This is a genomic window from Marisediminicola antarctica (assembly GCF_009930795.1).
Lineage (GTDB): Bacteria > Actinomycetota > Actinomycetes > Actinomycetales > Microbacteriaceae > Marisediminicola > Marisediminicola antarctica.
This window is the reverse complement of the sequence record NZ_CP017146.1, coordinates 2,190,178-2,213,500: the sequence shown is the minus strand read 5'-3', so window position 1 is coordinate 2,213,500 and position 23,323 is coordinate 2,190,178. Positions and strand designations below refer to the sequence as shown.

Sequence of the window (23,323 nt, the reverse complement as noted above, 5' to 3'; positions counted from 1 at the left end):
CTGGCCTAGCCCCAGCGGCGCAGCAGGTACCGCTCGAGCAGCCCAATAAGCGCATCCGTCGTCTTGCCGATGATCGCGAGCACGATGATGGCGAGGAAGATGCGGTCAAGCCGGCCGTTGTTCTGCGAGTCGATGAGCAGGAACCCCAGGCCCATCGAGCTCGCGATGAGCTCCGCGGCGACGAGGAACAGCCACGCCTGCGCCAGCGCGAGACGCAGCCCCGACACGATCGTCGGGATCACTGCGGGCAGCTGCACACGGGTCAGAAGGGCCCAACGGCCGAGGCCATAGGCACGTCCAAGCTCGACGAGCTGCGGATCGACGTGCCGTAAGGCGCCGGCGACCGTCGTATAAACGGGGAACAGCGCGCCGACCGCGATGAGCGTGACTTTCGAGTCCTCGTTGATGCCGATATAGAGCACCAGCAACGGAACCCAGGCGAGAGAGGGCACCGCGCGGAAGCCGCCGATAGTCGGCGCGAGGAACGCGGATGCCCAGCGGGACAGCCCCACAATCGACCCCAGCACGAGGCCGATCGCCGATCCCGCGACGAAGCCGAGGATGACCCGCTGGGTCGAGATGGCCGAGTACTGGGCGAGCTGCCCGGTCGCTGCGAGGTCGACCCCGGCCTGCCAGACTGCGACGGGCGAGGGCAGGCGGTAGGCGGGAACCACGCCGGATGCCGCGATTCCCCACCACGCCGCGAGCAGCGCGATCGGTAGAATGGCCCCGAAGAGCACGATTCCCGAGCGCTTCGGCCCCCGCACGCCAGACCCCAACGTGGCGTTGCCCGCGGCGGAGTATCCGCGTGAGGACGAATGCTGCACGAGGGAGGCGGACGGGCCGGTGGCCGGGCCCTGCGGCTCGTTGTCGTGGGTCATCGTGTCGAGGGCGCGTGTCATGCTCAGCCGAGGGCGGTCGGGTCGGACTTCTCGGCGAAGCTCGGCTCGAACAGGTTGTCGAGGGCGTCGTCGATGAGCTCCTGGCTCGGAACATCGCCGGAGTCGACGAAGATCGGGCCGATAATCGCGAGCACGTCGCGCTGAGCGTCTCCCGGGGCGGGATTGAGGTCGAAGTTGGTGCGGTCGGTCAGCTGGGTGGTGGCGATGGCCACGTCGATCCCGGCGACCTCGGCGAGGATCTCGGCGGTCTTGTCGGGGTTGTCGATGGCCCAGCCGCGGGCCTTCTCGTAGGCGTTCACGACGAGCTGGGCGAGGTCCGGGTGGTTCTGGATGAAGTCATCCGTCGCGTTGAGGAACCCGTAGCTGTTGAAGTCGATGTTGTCGTAAATGATTCTCGAGCCCGCGACCGCGACGCTCGTCGACAGCAGCGGGTCGAGTCCTGCCCACGCGTCGACGGTGCCGCTCTCGAGCGCGGCCTTTCCATCGGCGTGTTGGAGGTTCTGCACGTCGACGTCGGCGAGGGACAGCCCGGCTTCTTCGAGCGCCTGCAGAAGGAAGAAGTAAGGGTCGGTGCCCTTGGTCGCGGCGATCGACTTGCCCGCGAGCTCGCCCACGTCCGTGATCGCGCTGCCCGACGGAACGAGAATCGCCGCCCAGTTTGGCTGGGAGTAGATATCGATCGTCTGGATCGGAGCGCCGTTCGACTTCGCGAGCAGCGCCGCGGAACCAGCCGTGGACCCGACGTCGACGGCGCCCGCACGCAGGGCCTCGTTGGCCTTGTTCGATCCGGCCGACTGCACCCAGTTGACGGAGACGTCGGCGCCGAGCTCGGTTTCGAGCCAGCCCTGGTCCTTGATGATCAGGCTCAACGGGTTATAGGTGGCGTAGTCGATGTTGAGGGTGTCGCTCGACCAGCCAGCCTCGGTCTCAGCGGCGGGCTCGGCGACGGCGGAGCCCTCCCCGGCAACGCAGCCGCTGAGGAGCAGTGCCGCAGTGGCCGCGACGGCGGCCGCGCGGGTAAATCGTGAACGGAGAGTCATCGGAAATCCCTTGCTGTGGATGCGGTGGTGGTCTGGTGATGGCTGTTGACGCCGAGGCCGTCGAGAAGCTCGGCGCGCAGGTGCGCGAGGTCGGCGTCGCCGCGATCGCGTGGGCGGCTGCCCGGCACGCGGATGATGCGGCGGATGCTCGATCCGCTCGGCCCGTCGGGGTCCTGACCGAGCAGCACGACGCGGTCGGCGAGATAGAGGGCCTCGTCCACATCGTGAGTGACGAGCAGGATGGTCGCGGGCTCGGCGGAGTGCACATCGAGGAGCAGGTCCTGCATACGCAACCGGGTCAGGGCGTCGAGGGCGCCGAACGGCTCGTCGAGCACGAGCACCCCCGGACCGCGGGAGAGGGCGCGGGCGAGCGAGACGCGCTGCGCCATTCCGCCGGACACCTGTCGGGGACGAAGTGCCGTGGATTCAGACAGGCCGACGAGCTTGAGCAGCTCGGCGACGCGGCGGGCACCAGCGACACTGTCGGTCCCCCGCGGAAGGCCGAGCGACACGTTCTTCTCGATCGTGCGCCACGGAAGCAGCCGGGGCTCCTGAAAGGCGACCGCGCAGCGCAGGTCGATTCCCGTGACCGGGCGTGCGCCGATGCTCACGGTGCCGACGGTTGGCGCGTCGAGACCGCTGACCTCGCGCAGAAGCGTCGACTTGCCGCATCCGGATGGTCCGATGAGGGCCACGATCTCGCCAGCGGCAACCTCGAGGTCAATGCCGCGCAGCACTACCCGCTCAGGCTCGTGCCGTGTGGCGCCGGCGAAGCTCCGGCCGACGCCCCGCACCGACACCGCGAGCGGCGCCGCTCTCTCGCGAACAGTGGAGGTGATGGACATGACACCACGCTAAACCGCCGCTCCACCGCCTGTTGGCGGCCGCGTAACGCGACGAAATGTTGCGATTAGACCCGGGTCTGGGCGATGCGCGCGAGCAGGCCGTTCACGAACTTGCCGGAATCGTCCGTGCTCAACTCGTTCGCCATCGACACGGCCTCGGCGATCGCGACGGTGTCGGGAACCTGCTCGTTGAAAAGCAGCTCCCAGATGCCGATGCGGATGATCGCGCGGTCGACGACGGGCATCCGCTCGATCGTCCAGCCGAGCGCGTAGGTCTCGATGAGCTCGTCGATCTCGTCGCCGTGCTCCGCGATCCCTACCACGATCTCGCGCGCGTAGTTCCACGATTCCTCGCGGCCGGACTCGGTGAGGGCGCGAGTGGCCGCCTCGGAGATGGCCTCGTTGATGCTCGTGCCGCGCAGGTCGGCGCCATAGAGCATGTCGACGGCGCGCTTGCGCGCCTTCGTGCGTGCGCTCATTAGTCGTTCACGCGACCGAGGTAGGAGCCGTCCCTCGTGTCGACCTTGACCTTGGTGCCCTGCTCGAGGAACAGCGGAACCTGAATCTGGAACCCGGTCTCGACGGTCGCCGGCTTGGTGCCGCCGGTCGAGCGGTCGCCCTGCAGGCCCGGCTCTGTGTAGGTGATCTCGAGCACGACGGATGCCGGCAGCTCGACGTAGAGCGGGTTGCCGTTGTGCAACGCGACAGTGGCGTTCTGATTCTCGAGAAGGTAGTTCGCGGCGTCGCCGACGACCGTCGTCGGCAGCGTGATCTGGTCGTAGTCGGACACGTCCATGAAGACGAAACCGTCGCCGTCACGGTAGAGATACTGGAATTCGCGCCGATCGACCGTCTCGGTCTCGATCTTCGCGCCGGCGTTGAAGGTGCGGTCGACGGTCTTGCCCGTCATGACGTTCTTGACCTTGGTGCGGACGAACGCGCCGCCCTTGCCGGGCTTGACGTGCTGGAACTCGATCACGGTCCAGAGCTGGCCGTCCATGTTGAGAACGACGCCGTTCCTGATGTCAGCGGTTGAAGCCATGGGTGTGCGGTTCCATTCGATTGTGGTGCGGAGATTGTGGTGCGGAGATTGTGGTGCGAAGCGCGTGCGTCGGCACCCAAAGAATAAGAGTTTACCGGTCTATCCGAGCCGGCGGCGAATGAGGTCGAGTGCGAGGTGGTACGAATCGAATCCGAAGCCGGCGATCACGCCCGTCGCCACGCCCGAGATCACGCTCGTGTGGCGGAACTCCTCACGCGCGTGCGGGTTCGAGATGTGTACCTCGATAAGCAGCAATCCGGTCGAGGTGAGGAGTGCGGCGGCGTCCCGCAGCCCGTAGGAGTAGTGGGTGAACGCGGCCGGGTTGAGGATGACGGGCGTGCGGGTATCGACGGCCTCGTGCAGCCAGCCGATGAGTTCCGACTCGTCGTTGGTCTGCCGCAGGTCGATTTCGAAGCGGCTCTCGGTCACGAGCGCCGCCCGCAGGTCGTCGAGGGTGCCGTTTCCGTAGATGTCGGGCTCGCGACTGCCGAGGCGGTTGAGGTTGGGTCCGTTGAGGACGAGCACGCGAGGCATCCGCCCAGCCTATCGGCGCGCGGCCGCCAGGCCTGCTAGACGCCGATCTCCTGGTACGCGGCGAAGAGCAGGCTCTCGTCGGGCCCGGTGAGCACCGTCGGCTTGGCGATGTCGTCGAGCACGATGAAACGCAGCATCGCGCCGCGGGCCTTCTTGTCGCGCTTCATCGCAGCGAGCAGCGTGTTCCAGCGGCCCGCCGGGTAGTCGATCGGCAGCTGCAGTGAGCTAAGGATGCTGCGGTGCCGGTCGACGACGCTGTCGCCGAGCCGGCCGGTAAGCCTGGCGAGCTCGGCGGCGTAGACCATGCCGACCGCGACGGCCGCGCCGTGCCTCCACTGGAAACGCTCGGCGTACTCGACGGCGTGCCCGAGCGTGTGCCCGTAGTTGAGGATCTCGCGCAGTCCGGCCTCCTTGAAGTCCTCGCTCACGACCCGCGCCTTGAGGCCGACAGAGAGCTCGACAAGGCGGCGGAACTGCGGGCTCGTCGAGTCGGTTGCGGTGTCGACGTCGGCCTCGATGATGTCGAGGATCTCCGGCTCGGCGATGAATCCGCACTTCACGACCTCGCCGAACCCGGCGAGGATCTCCATCTGGTTCAGGCCCTGCAGCACATCGAGGTCGATGACCACCGCGGCGGGAGCGTAGAACGCCCCGACGAGGTTCTTGCCCTCGGCCGTGTTGATGCCCGTCTTGCCGCCGATCGCCGCGTCGACCATACCGAGCAGGGTCGTCGGAACCTGCACGAGCTTTACCCCGCGCAGCCAGGTCGCGGCGACGAACCCGGCGAGGTCGGTGACCGAGCCGCCGCCGAAGCCGATCACGGCGTCGGTGCGGGTGAAGTCGGCCTTGCCGAGCACGCCCCAGCAGAACGCGGCGACCTCGACGCGCTTGCCCGTCTCGGCATCCGGAATCTCGGCCAGGAGCACCTCGTACTGCCCGAGCAGGCTCTCCCGCAGCTCGGCGGCGCGGGCCGCGAGCGTTGCGGGGTGCACGATGAGCACCTTGTTCACGTCGGGGCCGAGCTGGCCGGCGACGGTGCCGAGAATGTCGCGGCCGATCACCACGTCGTAGGGGTTGGTGCCGGTGACGGCGATCGTGGTGCTGGTGCTCATGGCAGTTCCTGTTCTGGTTCTGGCCCCGCGCCGGAGGTCACCCAGTCGGCGATCTCCTGCGCGATGGCATCGATCGGCCGGGTGGAGCTGTCCCAGCTGCGGGTCGCGAGTCGTTCGTAGGTGGAGCGGCGCGCAGCCACGAGCTTCTCCCACGCCTCGACTCCCCCGTCGCGCAGCAGAGGGCGCTTGTCACCGATGCGATCGGCGACGGCCTCGGCGCTCACCGTCAGGAGAGCGATCGGCAGGCTGCCGAGCTCGATTTGGGTCTCGGGGTCGAGCACCGCGCCTCCGCCGAGGGCGACGACCGCGCGCTCCTTCAGCGCACGAGCGACCTCGATGCGCTCGATCATGCGGAAGTACTCCTCCCCGCGGGTGGCGAAGACCTGGGCGATCGGGCCGTGGCGGAGCACGATGCGCCGGTCGGTGTCGACGAATGGCACCTTGAGCAGGCGCGCGACGCGCTTGCCGGCGCGCGACTTGCCGGCGCCGGGCGCACCGATCATGACGACATGGGGGCGCCCGCTCTCCACCGGGGCGGTGCCCACTAAGCGCTGGCCGTCGGGTCGCTCGCGCCCGACGTCGCGAGTGTCGTCGGGATGGCCGCGAGGTACGAGTCGAGGTTGCGGCGGGGCTCGCCGAGCGAGTCCCCTCCGAACTTCTCGATGACGGAGTCCGCGAGCACGAGTGCGACCATGGCCTCCGCGACGACGCCGGATGCCGGGACGGCGCAGACGTCGGAGCGCTGGTGGTGCGCCTCGGCTGCTCCGCCGGTGGCGACATCAACGGTGCGGAGCGCGTGCGGAACCGTGGCGATGGGCTTCATTCCGGCGCTCACCCGCAGCACCGTGCCCGTGCTCATTCCGCCCTCGGTGCCGCCGGCACGATCGCTGAGGCGGGTGATCCCCGTATCGGTCTGCACGAGTTCGTCGTGCGCGACCGACCCGCGCCTCGTGGTCGTGAGGAAGCCGTCGCCGACCTCGACCCCCTTGATGGCCTGGATGCCCATGAGCGCGCCCGCGAGCCGCGAGTCGAGGCGCCGGTCCCAGTGCGTGTAAGACCCCAGCCCGGGCGGGAGGCCGTAGGCGAGAACCTCGACGACGCCGCCGAGAGTGTCACCGTCCTCGTGGGCCTTGTCGACCTCGGCGACCATCCGCGCGGAGGTCTCCGGGTCGAAGCAGCGCAGCGGGTCGGCGTCGAGCATCGCGACGTCGCCGGGCCCCGGCAGCAGGCTGTTCTCCGGCACGCGCACTGGCCCGATGGCGATGGTGTGGCTCAGGAGCTGGATGCCGAGTCCGTCGAGGAACGCTCGGGCGACGGCGCCGAGGGCGACCCGCGCGGCGGTCTCCCGCGCACTGGCCCGCTCGAGTACGTTGCGGGCCTCGGCGAAGTCGTACTTCTGCATGCCGACGAGGTCGGCGTGGCCGGGACGGGGGCGGGTGAGGGCCGCTCCGCGTCCCTTCGGAAGGGTGTCGAGGTCGACGGGCGACGCGCTCATCACGTCGACCCAGCGCGGCCACTCGGTGTTGCCGATGCGCAGGGCGATCGGGCTGCCCATGCTCAGCCCGAAGCGGATGCCGCCCGAGATGTCGAGCTGGTCCTCCTCGAACTTCATGCGGGCGCCGCGCCCGTAGCCGAGTTTGCGTCGCGCGAGATCGGCACGGATCCCGTCGATCGAGATGGGGACTCCGGCCGGGAGACCCTCGAGGATCGCCACCAGTTCCGGGCCGTGTGATTCGCCTGCGGTCAACCATCGAAGCATGTTAAGAATCCTCCCACAGGAGCGAAGGCCGAACGGTCAGTGGGCCGGGGGGCCAAGGCCGATACTCGCGCGCATCGCCTCGAGTACGCGGGCCTCGCCGTCGAGCGGGGCGTCCGCGGTTCCGGTGACGAAGATCCGCACCTGCGCGAGCGCCTGGTTCACGAGCATTTCGAGCCCCGAGATCACGCGGCCTCCTGCGTCGAGGAACCGCGCCGCGAGGGGTGTCGGCCACGGGTCGTAGGCGACGTCGAGGAGCACCCGGCCCGAGAGGACCTCGGCGGGCAGTGGCAGGTCGACATCTGTCCCGCCCGGCAGGGTGCTCACGACGAGGTCCGCGACGAAATCGCCCCGCTTCCCGGACAGGCCGCTCGTGGTCGCCGACATGCCGAGGGTCGTCGCGAGCGCGAGCAGTGGGGTCGCCTTCTCCGGCGACCGCGTCGTGATGAGCACCTCCATGGCGCCGAGGGAGGCGACGGCGGCAAGCACGGAGGCCGCGGTCGCGCCCGCCCCGATGAGGTGAACGGCGCTGACCCGCACCACACCGCTGCCGCGAAGGGCCTCGACCACGCCGTACACGTCGGTGTTGAAGCCCGCGAGACCGCTCTGCGTGATGAGCACGGTGTTCGCCCCGCCGGTGAGCTCGACCAGGTCGTCCCGCCGGGTCAGGAGGGGAAGCACGTCCCGCTTGAGCGGCATCGTGAGCGACAGCCCGCGCCACTCGGCGCCGACGTCGCGCATGAAACCGGGCAGCGTCTCTCCCGTCACCTCGATCGCCTCGTAGCTCCAGCCGAGACCGAGTTCGCGATAGGCCGCGCGGTGCAGCAGCGGGGATTTCGAGTGCGCGATCGGGCTGCCCAGCACGGCGAGGCGTGTCTGCCTCGCGTCAGGCACAGTTCGGGCTCTTCGTCTCCTCGCACCAGGCCTGCAGGCGGCGCACCGCTGCGTTGTGTTCCTCGCCCGTGGCGGTGAACGCCGTCTCGCCGGTGTCGAGGTTCACCGTCACGAAGAACAGCCAGTTGCCGTCGGCCGGGTTCACCGCGGCGTCGATCGCGAGGTCGCCGGCGGCGCCGATCGGCCCGAGCGGCAGTCCCTGGATCTGATAGGTGTTGTAGGCGTTGTCGTCGTCGAGCTCGGCCTGGGTGCTGAACACGGACTGGTCGAGCCGCTCGCCGTAGCGCCAGGCGTAGCCGTAGTGCGCGGTGGAGTCCATCTGGAGGGGCATGCCGGTCTCGAGGCGGTTCTGGATCACCCGCGACACCTTGTAGAAGTCGTCCGGGTTCGACCCCGCCTCCCGCTGGATGAGTGCGGCGATGGTGAGTATCCGGTGCCGGTCCTCGGGGGCGACGCCCGCCGCGTCGAGCGACTCGAAGGTGCGGTCGACGAGCGTCTGCAGGATGGAGGCGGCGTCGACGCTCGGGTCGAGCGTGTAGCGGGCCGGGAACAGGTACCCCTCGAGGCTGGGGGCCTCCGCGCCGACGCCGTACACGGTCGGGTCGGCGGCCGCGGCCTCCAACTCGGTGAGCGGGATGCCGGAGGAATCGCTCAACGATTCGAGAACCTGGTCGATGCTCAGCCCCTCGTTGAACCCGATTGACAGCTCCACCCGGTTCGCGGGGTTCTGGAGTGCGTCGAGGGCCGCCCTCGCGCTCATCTGAGTGCGGAGCGCGTAATTGCCGGGCTGGAAGGTGACCTCGGGATTCTGAAGCAGGAGCGAATAGAAGGCCTTGTAAGTCATGACGACGTCCTGCTCGGCGAGAAGGGTCGCGATGTCGCCCCCGACCTGGCCACTGGTGATGGTGACGACGACCTCGCCGGTCCCCTCGCCCTCGTAGTCGATCGGCCCCTCCCAACCGAGGACGCTGCGGATGCGGTCCTCGAAGGTGAAGAAGATGCCGGCGGTACCGATGCCGAGCGCGGCGACCAGGACGAGGGCGCTGACGAGCACAGCGCGACGACGGCGGCGGCGCGTGCGCTTCGCCCGGTCGGCCGACGCGCTCGCGTCGAGCCCGTCGGTCGCGGTGCGGGTGTCTGTCGTGGCGGGCTGCGACGCTAACAGGTCGTCCCAGCTCGGATCATTCGACACGGTCATAGGTCCTTGCGTCAGGGAACCACGAGGGTGCCCGGCGGGGTTCCGCTGGCCCGCTCGAAGTCGAGGGCATGTTGCAGAATTATAACGGCCGCGACTTGGTCGATCACATTTCGCGAGTTCTTCGTCGTGCGGCCGGCGGCTCGCAGGGCCTGCTGGGCGGAGACTGTGGAGAGGCGCTCGTCGACGAGGCGCACCGGGGCGTCGGGGCTCGACGCGGCGATCAGCGCTGCGAAGTCACGGGCATCCTGCGTCGACGCGGTCTCTCCGCCGCTGAGGGCGATCGGCAGGCCGACGACGATCTCGGTCGCCGAGTGCTCCCGCGCGTGCGCGACGATCGTGCGCACGTCGCCGGCCCCGCGGGGCACCGTCTCGACCGGCATCGCGAGCATGCCGTGGAAGTCGCTCCTCGCGACCCCGATCCTCGCCTTGCCGACGTCGACGCCGATCCGGACTCCCGCACGCACAGCTACCTCGGCAGGGCGTTCGAAATGGCCTCGAGCGCCGCGGGGATCGCGCCCACGTCGGAGCCGCCGCCCTGAGCGAGGTCGTCCTTGCCGCCGCCGCCGCCGCCGAGCACTGCAGCGGCGATCTTGGCCAGCGCGCCCGCCTTCGCACCGCGCGCGCGGGCGGCGTCGTTCGTCGCGACGATCACGGCTGGCTTGCCCCCGACATCCGCCGCGAGGGAGACGACTGCCGCGTCGCTGCCGAGGCGCGCGCGCACCGACTGCACGAGGGAGCGTAGGTCATCCGACGTGGCGACCGTGCCGACGTTCTCGTTCACGACCGTGAGTTCGCCGACGCGGGTGGATGCGTCGATGATCGCGGGCACCCGCTGCGACAGGGCGGCCGCCTCGAACTGGGCGATCTTCTTCTCAGCTGCCTTGAGGCTCTGGATCAGCTCGCCGATGCGGTCGGGCAGGTGCTCCCGCGGCGTCTTGAGTGTCGAGGTGAGCTGCCCGACGATGGCGCGCTCGGTCGCGAGGTCTCGGAAGGCGTCGATGCCGACGAGCGACTCGATCCGTCGGTTGCTCGAGCCGACCGAGGTCTCGCTCACGAGGTTGATGAGCCCGATCTCGGAGCTGCGAGCGACGTGGGTTCCGGCGCAGAGCTCCCGGGACCAGGGGCCGCCGATGTCGACGACGCGCACGGTCTCGCCGTACTTCTCGCCGAACAGCGCCATCGCACCGAGCGCCCGGGCTTCGTCGAGGGGCATCACGCGCGTCTCGACGTCGAGGTTGTTGCGGATCGCAGCGTTCGCGATCTCCTCGATCTCGCTCCGGGTCGCCGGGGAGAGCGCCTGGTTCCAGTTGAAGTCCAGCCGCATGTAGCCCGCGCGGTTGTAGGAGCCGGCCTGGTGGGCATCGGCGCCGAGGGTTTCCCGCAGGGCCGCGTGGATGAGGTGTGTCGCCGAGTGGGCCTGGGTGGCGCCGCGGCGCCATTCCGCGTCAACGACGCTCGTGGCGGCGTCGCCGACCCCGACCTCTCCCGAGCGCACCTGCACCTTGTGGCTCACGAGCCCCTTGACGGGCCTCTGCACGTCGAGCACCTCGAGGTCGAAGCCGTTTCCGACGATGCTGCCGGCGTCGGCCTCCTGGCCGCCGGACTCCGGGTAGAGCGAGGTCTCGGCGAGGATGACCTCGGCGATATCGCCGGCGGCGGCCCTGTTGACCGCGACGCCATCGACGATGAGGCCAAGCACGCGGGAGTCGGTTTCGAGGAATTCGTAGCCGGTGAAGACGGTCTCCCCCACGGCCCGGAACGCGCTGTACACCGACAGGTCGGCGAGCAGGGTCTTCTTCGCCTTCGCGTCGGCCTTCGCCATGGTGCGCTGCTCAAGCATGAGCGTGTCGAACGCGGCGCGGTCGACGCTGAGTCCGGCCTCCTCGGCCATCTCGAGGGTCAGGTCGATCGGGAACCCGAAGGTGTCGTGCAGCAGGAACGCGGTGTCCCCGGCAAGCTGCTGGGCACCGGACTTCTTGGTCGTCGTCACCGCGACGTCGAGGATGTTCGTGCCGCTCGCGAGCGTGCGCAGGAACGTCTCCTCCTCGGCGTACGCGAGGCGGGCGATGCGGTCGTAGTCGGCCTCGACCTCGGGATAGGCCGACTTCATGGCGTCTCTCGACTCAGGGAAGAGCGCGGGGAATGTCGCGGACTCGACACCGAGCAGGCGCATGGCGCGAACCGTGCGGCGCAGCAGTCGGCGCAGGATGTAGCCGCGCCCCTCGTTCGACGGCGTGACACCGTCGCTCATGAGCATGAGCGCGCTCCGCACGTGGTCGGCGACGACCCGCATCCGCACGTCGTCCTCGTGCACGGCGCCGTAGCGGCGCCCGGACAGCTCGGCCGCTTTGTCGAGAACCGGCCGCACCTGGTCGATCTCGTAGAGGTTCTCGACGCCCTGTTTGATGAAGGCGACGCGCTCGAGACCCATCCCGGTGTCGATGTTCTTCTGCGGAAGCTCGCCGAGGATCTGGAAGTCCTTGCCGGAGCCCTCCCCGCGGAGGTACTGCATGAAGACGAGGTTCCAGATCTCGATGTAGCGGTCGTCGTCGGCGGCGGGGCCGCCCTCCTTGCCGTAGGCGGGCCCACGGTCGAAGAAGATCTCGGAGCAGGGCCCGGCCGGTCCCGATTGCCCGGTGGACCAGTAGTTGCTGTCCATTCCGAGCCGCTGGATGCGTTCGTCGGGAAGGTCGGCGATCTTCTTCCACAGCGTGACGGCCTCGTCGTCGTTTTCGTAGACCGTGACCCAGAGGTCCTTCTTCTCGAAGCCGAGGCCGCCGTCGGCCTCCGGGGTCGTGAGCAGCTCCCAAGCGTACTGGATCGCCGTTTCTTTGAAGTAGTCGCCGAAGGAGAAGTTGCCGTTCATCTGGAAGAAGGTGCCGTGTCTGGTGGTCTTGCCGACCTCTTCGATGTCGAGCGTGCGGATGCATTTCTGCACGCTCGTCGCGCGCGGGAACGGCGACGGGACCAGCCCGGTGAGATACGGAACGAACGGCACCATCCCGGCGACGGTGAACATGAGGGTCGGGTCGTCGCTCACGAGGGATGCGGACGGCACGACGGTGTGGCCTCGCTCGGCGAAGAAGTCGAGCCAGCGGCGGCGGATTTCGGCGGTCTGCATGATGTCCAAACAGGGCTGGTGAGGCGGGAGCGCATCCCGCCGCGGGGTGGAGGGCTGGAGGTCAGCGGTCGTTGTCGGGTGCGCCGCGGAGTTCGGAGTCGCGCGAACGGTAGCCGGAGGCGACGGCGGCGTTGAATTCCTGGATGCGCGCGTCGAGCTCCTGGAAGAAGGCACGCCCGCCCTCGGTGCGGTTCACCTGGTGCGCGGCGAGGAAGCCGGCGCCGATGCCGACGACGAGCCATAGTACGTTCTTCATGATTTCTCCTCCGGAAAGCGGATGATGCCCGTCTACCAGCTTAGTTCGGGTTATCGACGCCCTTAACGACTGCGGAGCGGACCCCCGAGGGGGCCCGCTCCGAGGCGACGTGCGGTGAATCGACGTGCGGTGAATCGACGTGCGGTGAATCAGCGGGCGGCGTAGTACTCCACGACGAGCTGAACTTCACAGGTCACGGGGACCTCGACGCGCTTCGGGCGGCGCAGGAGGCGCGCCTGGAGCTTGTCGATCTCGACCTCGAGGTAGGGAGGAAGCTTGGGCAGCAGGTCGACGTGACCGCCGGCCGCGGCAACCTGGAACGGCTCGAGGCCCTCGCTCTTCGCGTGGACGTGAATGAGCTGGCCCTCCTTGACGCGGAACGACGGGCGGTCGACGCGCGCTCCATCGACGAGGATGTGGCGGTGCACGATGAGCTGGCGAGCCTGGGCCGTGGTGCGCGCGATGCCGGCGCGGACCACGAGAGCGTCGAGACGCATCTCGAGCAGCTCGACAAGGTTCTCACCGGTCAGTCCGGGGGCGCGACGGGCCTCTTCGAAGATGATCTTCAGCTGGGCTTCGCGGATACCGTACTGGGCACGCAGGCGCTGCTTCTCGCGAAGGCGCACGGCGTAGTCGGAGTCGGTCTTGCGCTTGGTGCGGCCGTGCTCGCCGGGAGCGTACGGACGCTTCTCGAGGTACTTGGCGGCCTTCGGCGTGAGGGCGATGCCCAGCGCGCGCGACAGGCGGGTCTTGCTACGAGTACGTGACTTAGTAGACACGGGTTCCTTTCGGTACAGAGATCATCGGTCTTCAACAGGGCTTCGGACGGGGACGATGGCGAACACCATCGAACGATCCGAACATTAGAAGAGGGATGTGCCGCGGGAGCGGTCCGGCTACTGGACGGTTCCCTTCAGGAATTCGAGAGCAGCAGCCGTGCGCAATCGAGCCCTGTAGGCGGGCACAAGATTAGCACGGATCTAATCGCCCCGGATGATGCGCCGCAGCTTCTCGAGGCGCGCGGCGACGTCGCGCTCGTGTCCGTGCTCGGTGGGCTGGTAGTACACGGTGCCACGCAGCTCGCTCGGCAGGTAGTCCTGGGCCACGACGCCGAGCGGGGAGTCGTGTGGATAACGGTATCCCTTGCCATGCCCGAGCCGCGTGGCGCCGGGATAGTGGGCGTCGCGCAACGGCTTCGGCACGCGGCCGAATCTGCCGGCCCGCACGTCTTCTATGGCCCGGTCGATCGCGAGGTAGGAGCGGTTCGACTTGGGGGCCGTCGCGAGATAGGTCACCGCCTCGGCGAGGGGGATTCGCCCCTCCGGCATCCCGATCAACTGCACCGCGTCGGCGGCGGCGACGGCGATCACGAGCGCCTGCGGGTCGGCCATGCCGATGTCCTCCGCCGCGCTCACGATGATCCGCCTGGCGATGAATCGGGGGTCCTCCCCCGCCTCGATCATCCGGGCGAGGTAGTGGATCGCGGCATCCACGTCCGACCCGCGCACCGACTTGATGAACGCGCTGATCACGTCGTAGTGCTCGTCGCCGTTGCGGTCGTAGCGCAGGAGAGCGCGGTCCACGGCGCTCGCGACGATCTCCGCCGTGACGACGGGCACCTCGTCGGTGGAGGAGAGCGTCGACACCGCGGTCTGCGCCGCCGCCTCGAGCGCGGTCAGGGCGCGGCGGGCGTCGCCCGAGGCGAGGCGGATGATCGTCGCCCGCGCCCCATCGTCGAGGCTCACCCGCCCGCCGAGTCCGCGCTGGTCGGTCACGGCGCGGTCGACGAGCGTGCCGAGGTCGTCGTCGGAGAGCGGTTCGAGGGTGAGAAGGAGGGAGCGGGACAACAGCGGGGAGATGACCGAGAACGACGGGTTCTCGGTGGTCGCCGCGACGAGGATCACCCAGCCGTTCTCGACGCCGGGCAGCAGCGCGTCCTGCTGGGCCTTCGAGAACCGGTGAATCTCGTCGAGGAACAGCATCGTCGAGACGCCGTAGAGGTCTCGGGCCGACATCGCCTGCTCCATCACCTGGCGCACGTCGCGCACTCCGGCGTTCACGGCGGAGAGCTCGACGAACTTGCGGCCGGAGGTGTGGGCGATCGCCTGGGCGAGGGTCGTCTTGCCGGTGCCCGGGGGGCCCCAAAGGATGACCGATACCGAGCCGCGTTCGCCCAGTGTGTCTGAGGCGAGGCTGACGAGCGGCGATCCGGGCGTCAGCAGGTGCTTCTGACCGGCGACCTCGTCGAGGGAGGTCGGGCGCATCCGCACCGCCAGCGGGGTCGCTCCCCCGCGCAGACCGAGCTGAGCATCAACCATTGGGCAATCGTAGCCACGCCCGCCGACTAAAGTTCTTGGTGGCAACCCGGCAACACCGACGGAGGATCACGTGGCACCGAGCAAGAACGCCGAGCGCGAACAACGCGAGGCCCGCGATCGCCTGCGCAACTACAAGGCCCGGCAGGCCGCGCACGAGACCAAGCTGCGCCGCCGCACGCGCGACAATCTGGTCGCCGCCATCGGCGTGTTCGCCGTCGTCACGATCGCCACGATCAGCCAGGTGGTCTACTTCACCTCGGGGCCAGGAATGCCGGAGCCTACCCCGAGCGCCAGCGACGTGCCGGAGACCGAGACCGGCAGCCTCGGCGATGTGCCCTCCGCCGACATCGCCGAGAACCGCACCTGGACCGGGCTGCTCGAGATGAACGAGGTCGACCTCGGCATCCGCATCGACGGCGATCTCGCCCCGCAGGCCGCCTCGGTGTTCATCTCCCTCGCCCAGGACGGCTACTACGACGAGAACGCCTGCCAGCGCCTCACGAGCGCGGATCAGCTCAAGGTCATCCAGTGCGGGCAGCCGAACCTCACCGGCTCGGATGACCCCGGCTTCACATTTGGCCCGCTCGAGAACGTGCCGGCGGACGGCATCTACCCGGCCGGCACCATCGCCATGGCCAGAGCCGATACCCCCGAGAGCCAGTCCACCCAGTTCTTCATCACCTACGAGGACTCCTACCTCGATCCGAGCGGTGGCGGGTACACGGTCTTCGGTGCCGTCACCGACGGCCTCGACGAGTTCATCGCCGAGATCGCGAGCGGCGGGGTCGCCGAGGGTGGCGCCTCCCCGACCGACGGGCAGCCCGCCATTCCCGCCGTCATCTCCTCGATCACGCTCGAGTAGTCGGGGCACCCCTGCATTCGGGCATGCGTGCGTGCAATAGGCTTGATCCCGGCCGTTCCGTCCGGAGCGACCCGGAGTATTAAGGTGAAGCTTGTGGCGACCAACGATCAGGCACCGTGGGGACGCGTCGACGAGACCGGCACCGTGTTCGTCCGCGATGCGGACGGCGAACGCGCCGTCGGTCAGTATCCCGACGGAACGGCGGAAGAGGCACTCGCCTACTTCGAGCGCAAGTACACCGAGCTCGCGGGCCAGGTGACCCTTCTCGAGCAGCGCATCAAGCGCGGCACGGCCGTCGCCGACGTAGCCAAGACGATCTCCACGCTCACGACCACGATTACGACCGCGAACGCGGTTGGCGACCTCGCGATGCTGACGCGGCGCCTCGAGGCGCTCGGGGGTGCCGTGGGAGAGATCGTCGAGAAGCAGTCCGCCGAGCAGAAGGCACAGATCGAAGCCGCTGTCGCCGAGCGCGCCGCCCTCGTGGAGGAGGCGGAGCAGCTCGCCGCCCAGGACCCGTCGAAGGTGCAGTGGAAGCAGGTCAGCGCCGCCCTCGACGAGATCTTCGCCAAGTGGCAGAAGCACCAGCAGGACGGCCCGCGCCTGCCCAAGAACGAGAGCAACGAGCTGTGGAAGCGATTCCGCGCCGCCCGCACGACGATCGAGACGCACCGCAAGGCGTTCTTCGCCGAGCTCGACTCGGTGCACCGCGACGCGAGGGGCAAGAAGCAGGAGCTCGTCGAGAAGGCCGAGGCGCTCATCCCGAAGGGGGCCGACGGAATCCCCGGTTACCGCTCGCTCCTGGACCAGTGGAAGCTCGCCGGGCGCGCAGGCAAGAAGTTCGACGACGCGCTCTGGGCCAAGTTCAAGGCCGCCGGTGACGTGCTCTACGGTGCGAAGGCCGAGGTCGACGCGCACGACGACGAGGAGTTCACCGCGAACTACGAGCAGAAGCTCGTCCTCCTCGCCGAGGCGGAGCCATTGCTCACCGAGACTGACCGGGTGAAGGCGAAAGAGACCCTCGCCCAGGTTCAGCGACGCTGGGATGCTGTTGGCAAGGTCCCCCGCGACAAGGTCAAGGTCGTCGAGGATCGGCTGCGCAAGGTCGAGACCGCCGTGCGCAAACTCGACGAGGAGCACTGGGAGAAGAACAACCCCGAGCGGAAGGCCCGGTCCGAGGGCCTCGCGAGCCAGCTTCAGGATGCGATCGCGAAGCTCGAACGCGAGCTGGCCGACGCGGAGGCGTCCGGTGACAAGCGCAAGGTCGCTGACGCGCGGGAAGCGCTCGACGCCCGGAAGGTCTGGCTCGACGCACTCGGCTGACACCACACCAGCACGGGGGCGGGAGTGCACAACCGCTCGCGCCCCGGCCTGCCAGCTGTGCCTCCCCTCCATGATTGAGGGATGACTCGGCTGCTCCCCCTCGTGCTCTCGCGTTTCGACCTGCCGGAGGCGGAGCTGCACGCGGCCAGGCTCGACGGCGAGCTGTTCGCCATTGACGAGTGCTTCGGCCCGATCGACCTCGCGCCTCACGCGAGTCTGCGTGCGGCGTCTCTCGCGGCGATCCTGCCCGCCCGGCTCATCGCGGAGCAGCGCACGGCCGCGTGGGTGCTGGGCGCGTTGCTCGATCCGCCCGCGCAGCACCAGGTCTGCGCCGACGCGGCAGCGCGCTACCGGTTCGCCGGCGCGGCCCGGTTCACCGTGCGTGAGGTGGTGCTCGACTCCGACGACACGGCCGTGCTCGGAGGGCTTCGCGTCACGACCCCGCTGCGGACCGCGATCGACCTCACCCGATTCTGCGCGGAGTTCGGCGCGGCCGAGGAGGAGATCGTCGCGGGGCTCGCGCGAATCGGGCGGTTCGACCTGCCCGCCGCAATCGCGGGTCTCGAGCGGCGCCGGCACCTGCCGGGCAAGGTGCGCGCGGCACAGCGCTTGCGGGCGGCACTACTGCCCGCGTCGGGTGTCAGCCGGCGCTGACCCGGTAGACGTCGTACACGGCATCAATGCGGCGCACCGCGTTGAGCACGCGGTCGAGGTGGGTGGTGTCGCCCATCTCGAAGACGAAGCGGCTGAGAGCGAGGCGATCGCTCGAGGTGGTCACGGTCGCGGAGAGGATGTTGACGTGGTGCTCGGACAGCACCCGTGTCACGTCCGACAGCAGCCCGGAGCGGTCGAGCGCCTCGACCTGGATCTGGACGAGGAAGATGCTCTTCGACGATGGAGCCCACTCGACCTCGATCATCCGCTCAGGCTCATTCTGCAGCGACGAGACGTTGTGGCAGTCGGCTTGGTGCACGGAAACTCCCGCGCCGCGGGTGACGAACCCGACGATCGGGTCGCCGGGCACCGGGGTGCAGCACTTGGCCAGCTTGACGAGGATGTCCGGCGCGCCGCGCACGAGAACGCCGGAGTCGCTGTTGCGCAGCTGCTTCGACTTGCCGCGGCTCGGCAGGGTCAGCTCGGCGTCCTCCGTCTCGGCGTCGGTGTTGATCGTGGCAAGCACCTTCTCGAGCACCGACTGGGTCGACACGTGGCCCTCGCCGACGGCGGCGTAGAGCGACGACACATCGTCGTAACGGAGCTGAGCCGCGACCTCGCTCAGCGAGTCCTGACTCATCAGGCGCTGGAGCGGGAGGTTCTGCTTTCGCATCGCGCGCGCGATGGCGTCCCTGCCCTGCTCGATGGCCTCGTCGCGGCGTTCCTTGGTGAACCATTGCTTGATCTTGTTGCGTGCGCGGGGGCTCTTGACGAACGTCAGCCAGTCCTGGCTGGGACCCGAGTCGGGGTTCTTCGACGTGAAGACTTCGACGACGTCACCGCTGGTGAGGGTCGTCTCGAGCGGAACGAGGCGCCCGTTCACCTTGGACCCCATGGTGCGGTGGCCGACTTCGGTGTGCACGGCGTAGGCGAAGTCGACGGGTGTCGCCCCGGCGGGAAGGCCGATGACCTTCCCCTGCGGGGTGAAAACGTAGACCTCCTTCGCGCCGATCTCGAAACGGAGTGAGTCGAGGAACTCGCTCGGGTCGACCGTTTCAGCCTGCCAATCGGTGATGTGGGCGAGCCACGCCATATCGCCCTCGTCGGTGAGGCTCGCGCCCGCTCCGGCCATGCCGGCGGCGGCGGCTTTGCCGCCGTTCATGCGGTCCTTGTACTTCCAGTGCGCCGCGACGCCGAATTCGGCCCGGCGGTGCATCTCCTCCGTGCGGATCTGGATCTCGACAGGGCGGCCGTGCGGTCCGATGACAGTCGTGTGCAACGACTGGTAGAGGTTGAACTTCGGTGTGGCGATGTAGTCCTTGAACCGGCCGGGAATCGGTGTCCAGCGAGCGTGGATCGCGCCCAGCACGGCGTAGCAGTCGCGCAGCGACGTGACGAGGACGCGGATGCCGACGAGGTCGTAGATCTCGTCGAACTCCCGGCCGCGGACGACCATCTTCTGGTAGATCGAGTAGTACTGCTTGGGTCGCCCGGCGACCTTGCCCTTGACCCGGTTGACCTTGAGGTCCTCGCCGACGGCGTCGATGACCTCCTGCACGAATTCCTCACGCTGTGGGGTGCGCTGCCGCACCAGGCTCTCGATCTCGACGTACAGCTTGGGGTAGAGCACCGCGAACGAGAGATCCTCGAGTTCCCACTTGATCGTCTGGATTCCCAGGCGGTGCGCGAGCGGCGCGTAGATCTCGAGGGTCTCCTGCGCTTTGCGCCGGGCCGACTCCGATTCCACAAAGCCCCAGGTGCGGGCGTTGTGGAGACGGTCGGCGAGCTTGATCACGAGCACGCGGATGTCCTTCGACATCGCCACGACCATCTTGCGCACCGTCTCGGCCTGGGCGCTGTCGCCGTACTTGAGCTTGTCGAGCTTCGTGACACCGTCGACGAGCATCGCGATCTCGTCGCCGTACTCCTGGCGCAGCAGGTCGAGGCTGTAGCCGGTGTCCTCGACGGTGTCGTGCAGAATCGCCGCGGCGAGTGTCTTCGGGCCGATGCCGAGGTCGGCAAGGATCTGCGCGACAGCGACGGGGTGCGTGATGTACGCCTCGCCGCTCTTGCGCATCTGGCCCCGGTGGGCCTTCTCGGCTGTCACGTAGGCACGTTCGATGACCGAGATGTCGGCCTTCGGATGATTGGTGCGCGCGGTGCGGATGAGGCGGTCAACGGCCCCGACCGGCTGCGCCTTCGAGAACAGGCGGGGCAGGAGCGTGCGCAGCGATGAGAGGTTCGACGTCGTGATCTCGCTCATGGTCCTACCTCTCCCCGCAAAAATAGCATCGGCGAGGCGTGCTGGTGGTGCTGTTCGCTCGGGGCGTCAGCCGCCCATCCGCTCGGCACCATTCAGTCCACGCGGGCGGGCCCTGGGCCCTCTGCGACGATCTCGCCACCGGCCAGCTGCCAGGCGATCATGCCGCCTGCCACGTTGAGTGCGTCATACCCGATCTCGACAAGCGCGGCCTGCACACGGGCGGAGCGCTGGCCGGAGTGGCAGACCACGAGCAGGCGGCGTCCGATCGGCAACTCGTCGATTCTTCCCTGCAGTTGCGACATGGGGATGAGGGTGGCCAGCGGTGAATGACCGAGGTCCCACTCGTGCTGCTCGCGCACGTCGAGCAGCACGGCCCGCTGCGCGCTCACGTCGGCGATGGCATCGTCCGCCGCCACCGAGTCCGGCCCGCTGTTGCCCGCCATTGTCATGGGTCGACTTCCTCTAGGCCGCGGCTTCGCCGCGGGCAATGCGGGTGCGCTCGTCGGTCGTGCGGATCTCGGGTTCTCCCTCGCGCATCTGGGCGTAGAGCGGCGCGGCGATGAAGATCGTCGAGTAGGTGCCGACGATGATGCCCACGAGCAGCGCGAGGGAGATGTCGCGCAGCGTGTCCGCGCCGAGTACGAACGATCCGATGAACAGGATCGCGGCGACGGGCAGTGCGGCGACGACGCCCGTGTTGATGGATCGCACGAGGGTCTGGTTCACCGCGAGGTTGACGGCCTCGGCGAAGGTGTACCGCGACTGCTGCCCGAGCTCTCCCGTATTCTCCCGCACCTTGTCGAAGACCACGACGGTGTCGTACAGGGAGAATCCGAGGATCGTCAGGAACCCGATGATCGCGGCGGGCGTGACTTCGAAGCCGGTGGCGGCGTAGACGCCGGCGGTGATAACGAGGTCGTGAAGCAGTGCGACCATCGCGGCGACCGACATCTTCCAGGTTCGGAAGTAGAGGGCCATGATGATCGAGGCGAGCGCGAGGAACACGAGGAGGCCCCGGACCGCCTGCTCGGTGATGTCGGCACCCCAGCTCGGGCCGATGAACGAGGCGGTGACGTCGTCGACCGGCACCCCATAGGCGTCCGCGAGAAACGCGGCAACCTCCCGGGTCTCGTCGTCGCTGAGCTGGTCGGTCTGCACCCGCACGCCGTCGGTACCCACCGTCGTCACCCGGGTGACCTCACCCGGCACGACCTGCTGCACTGCGTCGATCGCCGGCTGCTGCTCCACCGTCGACGCACCGGTGATCTGGAATTGGGAACCGCCCCGGAACTCGATACCGAAGTTGAATCCTCCGCCCACGAGCGGGATCATCACCGAGATGGCCATCAGCACGACCGCGATGGAGTACCAGAGGCGGCGCTTGCCGACGAAGTTGACCGATGTCTTGCCGGTGTAGAGGTTGTTTCCGAACTGCGTGAGGTTGGCCATCAGGACTTCTTTCCCTTGGTCGATGCGTCCTCGAACGATTTCTCGGCCTCGGCGGCCTTCCGTTCGGCGATGGTCTGGCGTCGGACGGTCTCTTTACCGCCAGCCGCCTTCTTGCCCGGTGCGACCGCCGCCGGTGCGCGGAACTGGGCTCGGCCTCGGTAAACGGCGCCGAGGGCCTGCGGATCGAGTCCGCTGAGGCGGTGGCCGTTCGCGTAGAACTGTGTCGTTGCCAGAAGCTGCATGATCGGGTGTGTGAAGAGCACGACCACGAGCACGTCGATGATCACAGTGATCCCGAACGTGATGGCGAAGCCGCGCACGTTGCCGATCGCGAGCACGAAGAGCACCACGGCAGAGAGCATGTTGACGCCCTTCGCCGCGAGGATCGTGCGCAGCGCGCGCGTCCAGCCGGCCTCGACGGCCGCCTCGAGGCTCCGCCCGTCGCGCAGCTCGTCCCGGATGCGCTCGAAGTAGACGATGAAGGAGTCGGCGGTGAACCCGATGGCCACGATGAGCCCTGCGACGCCGGCGAGGGAGAGCCGGAATCCCTGCCTCCACGACAGGATCGCGAGGACCAGATAGGTGAGAACGCCGGCGACGATGAGCGAGGCGACGGTCACGAAGCCGAGGAGCCGGTACTGGAAAAGGGAGTAGATCACGACGAGGATGAGGCCGATGAATCCGGCGATGATGCCACTGGTCAGTTGGCTCGACCCGAGAGTCGCCGAGATCGTGTCGCGGCTCTGCACCTCGAAGCCGATCGGGAGGGCACCGAACTTGAGCTGGTCGGCAAGGGCCTGGGACGATTCCTGAGTGAACGAACCGGTGATGCGCGCCTCGCCGTTGGTGAACACCCCTCCGGTGGTCGGGGCGGTGATGACCCGGCCGTCGAGCACCACAGCGAACTGGTTACGCGCGCCCTCGAGCGCGAACAGGCGCTCCGAGACCGCGGCGAACTGCTCGGTGCCGGTGGCGTCGAACTCGAGGTTGACGCCCCACTCGTTGGTGGTTGCCCCCTGGCTGTTCGTCGAGAGTCCGGCGCTCGCGTCGGAGATGTTCTCCCCGGTGATCTCCACCGGGCCGAGGATGTACTTGACCGAATCAGTGTCGTCACAGGTGACGATGGGCTGGTCGGAGGGTGCGGTGTTGAGCCCCAGGGCATCCACGTCGTCGCAGTTGAAGTTCGTGAACTGGTCGAGTAGCGCCGGGGTCACGTAGTTGAGGTCGCTCGGGTCGGTCGGGCTAATGCTCGGTGTCGACTCGAGCGGCGCCGCGGCCGGGTCGCTCGGAGCTGCACTGGCATCCGCACCGTCCTCCCCGGTGGAGCTGGTGGCTGCGGCGTCGGTGACGAGAACCGGGCGGAACTCGAGCTTCGCGGAGGACTCGATCCGGTCGAGCGTCTGCTGGTCAGGCACACCCGGGATCGACACGACGATGTTCTGGGTGCCCTGGGTGCTGATCTCCGCCTCGGAGACACCGCCAGCGTCGATGCGCTGGCGGATGATGCTCACGGCCTGAGTCAGCTGTTCACCCGAGACGGTCTCGCCCTCGCCGAGCTGCGGCTGGAGCACGATCTGGGTTCCGCCCTCCAGGTCGAGCGCCAGTTTCGGGGTCCAGGAGCCGTTGGAGAAGAGCACACCCCCGGCGTTCACCGCCGTCAGTGTGGCGATGAGGACCAGGAGCCAGGTCAGTGAACGCCAGGCCTTCTTGGCCGGAGTGGATCTTGCCACCGGGAACTCAGCTTTCTATTCGGA

At 68.3% G+C, this 23,323-nt stretch carries 23 protein-coding genes; 3 read left to right on the top strand and 20 right to left on the bottom strand.

The window, feature by feature from the left end; translation table 11 throughout:
• Nucleotides 1-5: 5 nt before the first annotated feature.
• The 16 genes from BHD05_RS10425 to BHD05_RS10350 all read right to left on the bottom strand — a co-directional run bounded on the left by BHD05_RS10425 (nt 6) and on the right by BHD05_RS10350 (nt 15,018).
• Nucleotides 6-902, bottom strand: a complete 897-nt coding sequence (locus BHD05_RS10425) for an ABC transporter permease (protein WP_236966503.1) — start codon at nt 900-902, stop codon at nt 6-8.
• A 2-nt stretch (nt 903-904) separates the two neighbouring features.
• Nucleotides 905-1,942 (bottom strand): aliphatic sulfonate ABC transporter substrate-binding protein, encoded by a 1,038-nt coding sequence (locus BHD05_RS10420; protein WP_161886369.1) that lies wholly within the window; start codon nt 1,940-1,942, stop codon nt 905-907.
• Complete coding sequence (locus tag BHD05_RS10415; protein WP_161886368.1) at nt 1,939-2,787, bottom strand: ABC transporter ATP-binding protein; 849 nt, start codon at nt 2,785-2,787, stop codon at nt 1,939-1,941. Before BHD05_RS10415 ends, BHD05_RS10420 begins: the two co-directional genes overlap by 4 nt.
• A 65-nt stretch (nt 2,788-2,852) precedes the next feature.
• Nucleotides 2,853-3,266 carry a transcription antitermination factor NusB gene (gene nusB, locus BHD05_RS10410; RefSeq protein WP_161886367.1) on the bottom strand — a complete coding sequence of 138 codons (414 nt, stop codon included), beginning with the start codon at nt 3,264-3,266 and terminating at the stop codon, nt 2,853-2,855.
• Complete coding sequence (gene efp / locus BHD05_RS10405; protein WP_161886366.1) at nt 3,266-3,829, bottom strand: elongation factor P; 564 nt, start codon at nt 3,827-3,829, stop codon at nt 3,266-3,268. The genes nusB and efp overlap by 1 nt, the downstream gene beginning before the upstream one ends.
• 99 nt (nt 3,830-3,928) lie before the next feature.
• Complete coding sequence (locus BHD05_RS10400; protein ID WP_161886365.1) at nt 3,929-4,363, bottom strand: type II 3-dehydroquinate dehydratase; 435 nt, start codon at nt 4,361-4,363, stop codon at nt 3,929-3,931.
• 35 nt (nt 4,364-4,398) lie between these two features.
• Nucleotides 4,399-5,475 (bottom strand): 3-dehydroquinate synthase, encoded by a 1,077-nt coding sequence (gene aroB, locus BHD05_RS10395; protein WP_161886364.1) that lies wholly within the window; start codon nt 5,473-5,475, stop codon nt 4,399-4,401.
• The gene (locus BHD05_RS10390; RefSeq protein ID WP_161886363.1) at nt 5,472-5,978 is read right to left on the bottom strand and encodes a shikimate kinase; all 507 of its coding nucleotides are present in this window, start codon (nt 5,976-5,978) and stop codon (nt 5,472-5,474) included. Before BHD05_RS10390 ends, aroB begins: the two co-directional genes overlap by 4 nt.
• Before the next feature lie 41 nt (nt 5,979-6,019).
• The gene (aroC, locus tag BHD05_RS10385; protein ID WP_161886362.1) at nt 6,020-7,234 is read right to left on the bottom strand and encodes a chorismate synthase; all 1,215 of its coding nucleotides are present in this window, start codon (nt 7,232-7,234) and stop codon (nt 6,020-6,022) included.
• A 36-nt stretch (nt 7,235-7,270) separates the two neighbouring features.
• Nucleotides 7,271-8,125 carry a shikimate dehydrogenase gene (locus tag BHD05_RS10380; protein WP_161886361.1) on the bottom strand — a complete coding sequence of 285 codons (855 nt, stop codon included), beginning with the start codon at nt 8,123-8,125 and terminating at the stop codon, nt 7,271-7,273.
• On the bottom strand, nt 8,118-9,323 hold the full coding sequence (mltG, locus tag BHD05_RS10375; RefSeq protein ID WP_161886360.1) for an endolytic transglycosylase MltG: 1,206 nt from the start codon (nt 9,321-9,323) through the stop codon (nt 8,118-8,120). Before mltG ends, BHD05_RS10380 begins: the two co-directional genes overlap by 8 nt.
• A gap of 11 nt (nt 9,324-9,334) precedes the next feature.
• The gene (gene ruvX / locus BHD05_RS10370) at nt 9,335-9,787 is read right to left on the bottom strand and encodes a Holliday junction resolvase RuvX (protein ID WP_161886359.1); all 453 of its coding nucleotides are present in this window, start codon (nt 9,785-9,787) and stop codon (nt 9,335-9,337) included.
• A gap of 2 nt (nt 9,788-9,789) precedes the next feature.
• Complete coding sequence (gene alaS / locus BHD05_RS10365; RefSeq protein ID WP_161886358.1) at nt 9,790-12,444, bottom strand: alanine--tRNA ligase; 2,655 nt, start codon at nt 12,442-12,444, stop codon at nt 9,790-9,792.
• A gap of 61 nt (nt 12,445-12,505) precedes the next feature.
• Nucleotides 12,506-12,700, bottom strand: a complete 195-nt coding sequence (locus tag BHD05_RS10360; RefSeq protein ID WP_161886357.1) for a hypothetical protein — start codon at nt 12,698-12,700, stop codon at nt 12,506-12,508.
• Between the two features lie 149 nt (nt 12,701-12,849).
• Nucleotides 12,850-13,479, bottom strand: a complete 630-nt coding sequence (gene rpsD, locus BHD05_RS10355) for a 30S ribosomal protein S4 (protein WP_161886356.1) — start codon at nt 13,477-13,479, stop codon at nt 12,850-12,852.
• A gap of 201 nt (nt 13,480-13,680) precedes the next feature.
• Nucleotides 13,681-15,018 carry a replication-associated recombination protein A gene (locus BHD05_RS10350; protein ID WP_161886355.1) on the bottom strand — a complete coding sequence of 446 codons (1,338 nt, stop codon included), beginning with the start codon at nt 15,016-15,018 and terminating at the stop codon, nt 13,681-13,683.
• A gap of 70 nt (nt 15,019-15,088) precedes the next feature.
• Here BHD05_RS10350 and BHD05_RS10345 point away from each other — a divergent pair, with 70 nt between their 5' ends.
• The 3 genes from BHD05_RS10345 to BHD05_RS10335 all read left to right on the top strand — a co-directional run bounded on the left by BHD05_RS10345 (nt 15,089) and on the right by BHD05_RS10335 (nt 17,857).
• On the top strand, nt 15,089-15,880 hold the full coding sequence (locus tag BHD05_RS10345) for a peptidylprolyl isomerase (protein ID WP_161886354.1): 792 nt from the start codon (nt 15,089-15,091) through the stop codon (nt 15,878-15,880).
• A 93-nt stretch (nt 15,881-15,973) separates the two neighbouring features.
• The gene (locus BHD05_RS10340; protein ID WP_202614192.1) at nt 15,974-17,203 is read left to right on the top strand and encodes a DUF349 domain-containing protein; all 1,230 of its coding nucleotides are present in this window, start codon (nt 15,974-15,976) and stop codon (nt 17,201-17,203) included.
• Nucleotides 17,204-17,284: 81 nt separating this feature from the next.
• Nucleotides 17,285-17,857 (top strand): type IV toxin-antitoxin system AbiEi family antitoxin, encoded by a 573-nt coding sequence (locus BHD05_RS10335; RefSeq protein ID WP_161886353.1) that lies wholly within the window; start codon nt 17,285-17,287, stop codon nt 17,855-17,857.
• On the opposite strand, the gene BHD05_RS10330 is transcribed toward BHD05_RS10335, so the two are convergent.
• The 4 genes from BHD05_RS10330 to secD all read right to left on the bottom strand — a co-directional run bounded on the left by BHD05_RS10330 (nt 17,844) and on the right by secD (nt 23,299).
• Entirely contained in the window at nt 17,844-20,120 is a 2,277-nt protein-coding gene (locus BHD05_RS10330) for a RelA/SpoT family protein (protein ID WP_161886352.1), read from the bottom strand. The two genes, BHD05_RS10335 and BHD05_RS10330, sit on opposite strands and share 14 nt — an antisense overlap.
• Nucleotides 20,121-20,212: 92 nt before the next feature.
• The gene (locus tag BHD05_RS10325; RefSeq protein ID WP_236966502.1) at nt 20,213-20,569 is read right to left on the bottom strand and encodes a rhodanese-like domain-containing protein; all 357 of its coding nucleotides are present in this window, start codon (nt 20,567-20,569) and stop codon (nt 20,213-20,215) included.
• A 13-nt stretch (nt 20,570-20,582) separates the two neighbouring features.
• On the bottom strand, nt 20,583-21,569 hold the full coding sequence (gene secF, locus BHD05_RS10320; RefSeq protein ID WP_161886351.1) for a protein translocase subunit SecF: 987 nt from the start codon (nt 21,567-21,569) through the stop codon (nt 20,583-20,585).
• The gene (gene secD, locus BHD05_RS10315; RefSeq protein ID WP_161886350.1) at nt 21,569-23,299 is read right to left on the bottom strand and encodes a protein translocase subunit SecD; all 1,731 of its coding nucleotides are present in this window, start codon (nt 23,297-23,299) and stop codon (nt 21,569-21,571) included. Before secD ends, secF begins: the two co-directional genes overlap by 1 nt.
• Nucleotides 23,300-23,323 lie beyond the last annotated feature (24 nt).

Bases quoted from the DNA above. Each gene is read 5' to 3' on its own strand.
- mltG (WP_161886360.1), bottom strand. From the start codon at position 9,323: ATGACCGTGTCGAATGATCCGAGCTGGGACGACCTGTTAGCGTCGCAG.
- BHD05_RS10325 (WP_236966502.1), bottom strand. From the start codon at position 20,569: ATGACAATGGCGGGCAACAGCGGGCCGGACTCGGTGGCGGCGGACGAT.
- BHD05_RS10330 (WP_161886352.1), bottom strand. From the start codon at position 20,120: ATGAGCGAGATCACGACGTCGAACCTCTCATCGCTGCGCACGCTCCTG.
- BHD05_RS10360 (WP_161886357.1), bottom strand. From the start codon at position 12,700: ATGAAGAACGTACTATGGCTCGTCGTCGGCATCGGCGCCGGCTTCCTC.
- secF (WP_161886351.1), bottom strand. From the start codon at position 21,569: ATGGCCAACCTCACGCAGTTCGGAAACAACCTCTACACCGGCAAGACA.
- alaS (WP_161886358.1), bottom strand. From the start codon at position 12,444: ATGCAGACCGCCGAAATCCGCCGCCGCTGGCTCGACTTCTTCGCCGAG.
- BHD05_RS10350 (WP_161886355.1), bottom strand. From the start codon at position 15,018: ATGGTTGATGCTCAGCTCGGTCTGCGCGGGGGAGCGACCCCGCTGGCG.
- BHD05_RS10390 (WP_161886363.1), bottom strand. From the start codon at position 5,978: ATGATCGGTGCGCCCGGCGCCGGCAAGTCGCGCGCCGGCAAGCGCGTC.
- BHD05_RS10415 (WP_161886368.1), bottom strand. From the start codon at position 2,787: ATGTCCATCACCTCCACTGTTCGCGAGAGAGCGGCGCCGCTCGCGGTG.
- aroB (WP_161886364.1), bottom strand. From the start codon at position 5,475: ATGAGCACCAGCACCACGATCGCCGTCACCGGCACCAACCCCTACGAC.
- nusB (WP_161886367.1), bottom strand. From the start codon at position 3,266: ATGAGCGCACGCACGAAGGCGCGCAAGCGCGCCGTCGACATGCTCTAT.
- BHD05_RS10425 (WP_236966503.1), bottom strand. From the start codon at position 902: ATGACACGCGCCCTCGACACGATGACCCACGACAACGAGCCGCAGGGC.
- efp (WP_161886366.1), bottom strand. From the start codon at position 3,829: ATGGCTTCAACCGCTGACATCAGGAACGGCGTCGTTCTCAACATGGAC.
- BHD05_RS10400 (WP_161886365.1), bottom strand. From the start codon at position 4,363: ATGCCTCGCGTGCTCGTCCTCAACGGACCCAACCTCAACCGCCTCGGC.
- BHD05_RS10420 (WP_161886369.1), bottom strand. From the start codon at position 1,942: ATGACTCTCCGTTCACGATTTACCCGCGCGGCCGCCGTCGCGGCCACT.
- aroC (WP_161886362.1), bottom strand. From the start codon at position 7,234: ATGCTTCGATGGTTGACCGCAGGCGAATCACACGGCCCGGAACTGGTG.
- BHD05_RS10335 (WP_161886353.1), top strand. From the start codon at position 17,285: ATGACTCGGCTGCTCCCCCTCGTGCTCTCGCGTTTCGACCTGCCGGAG.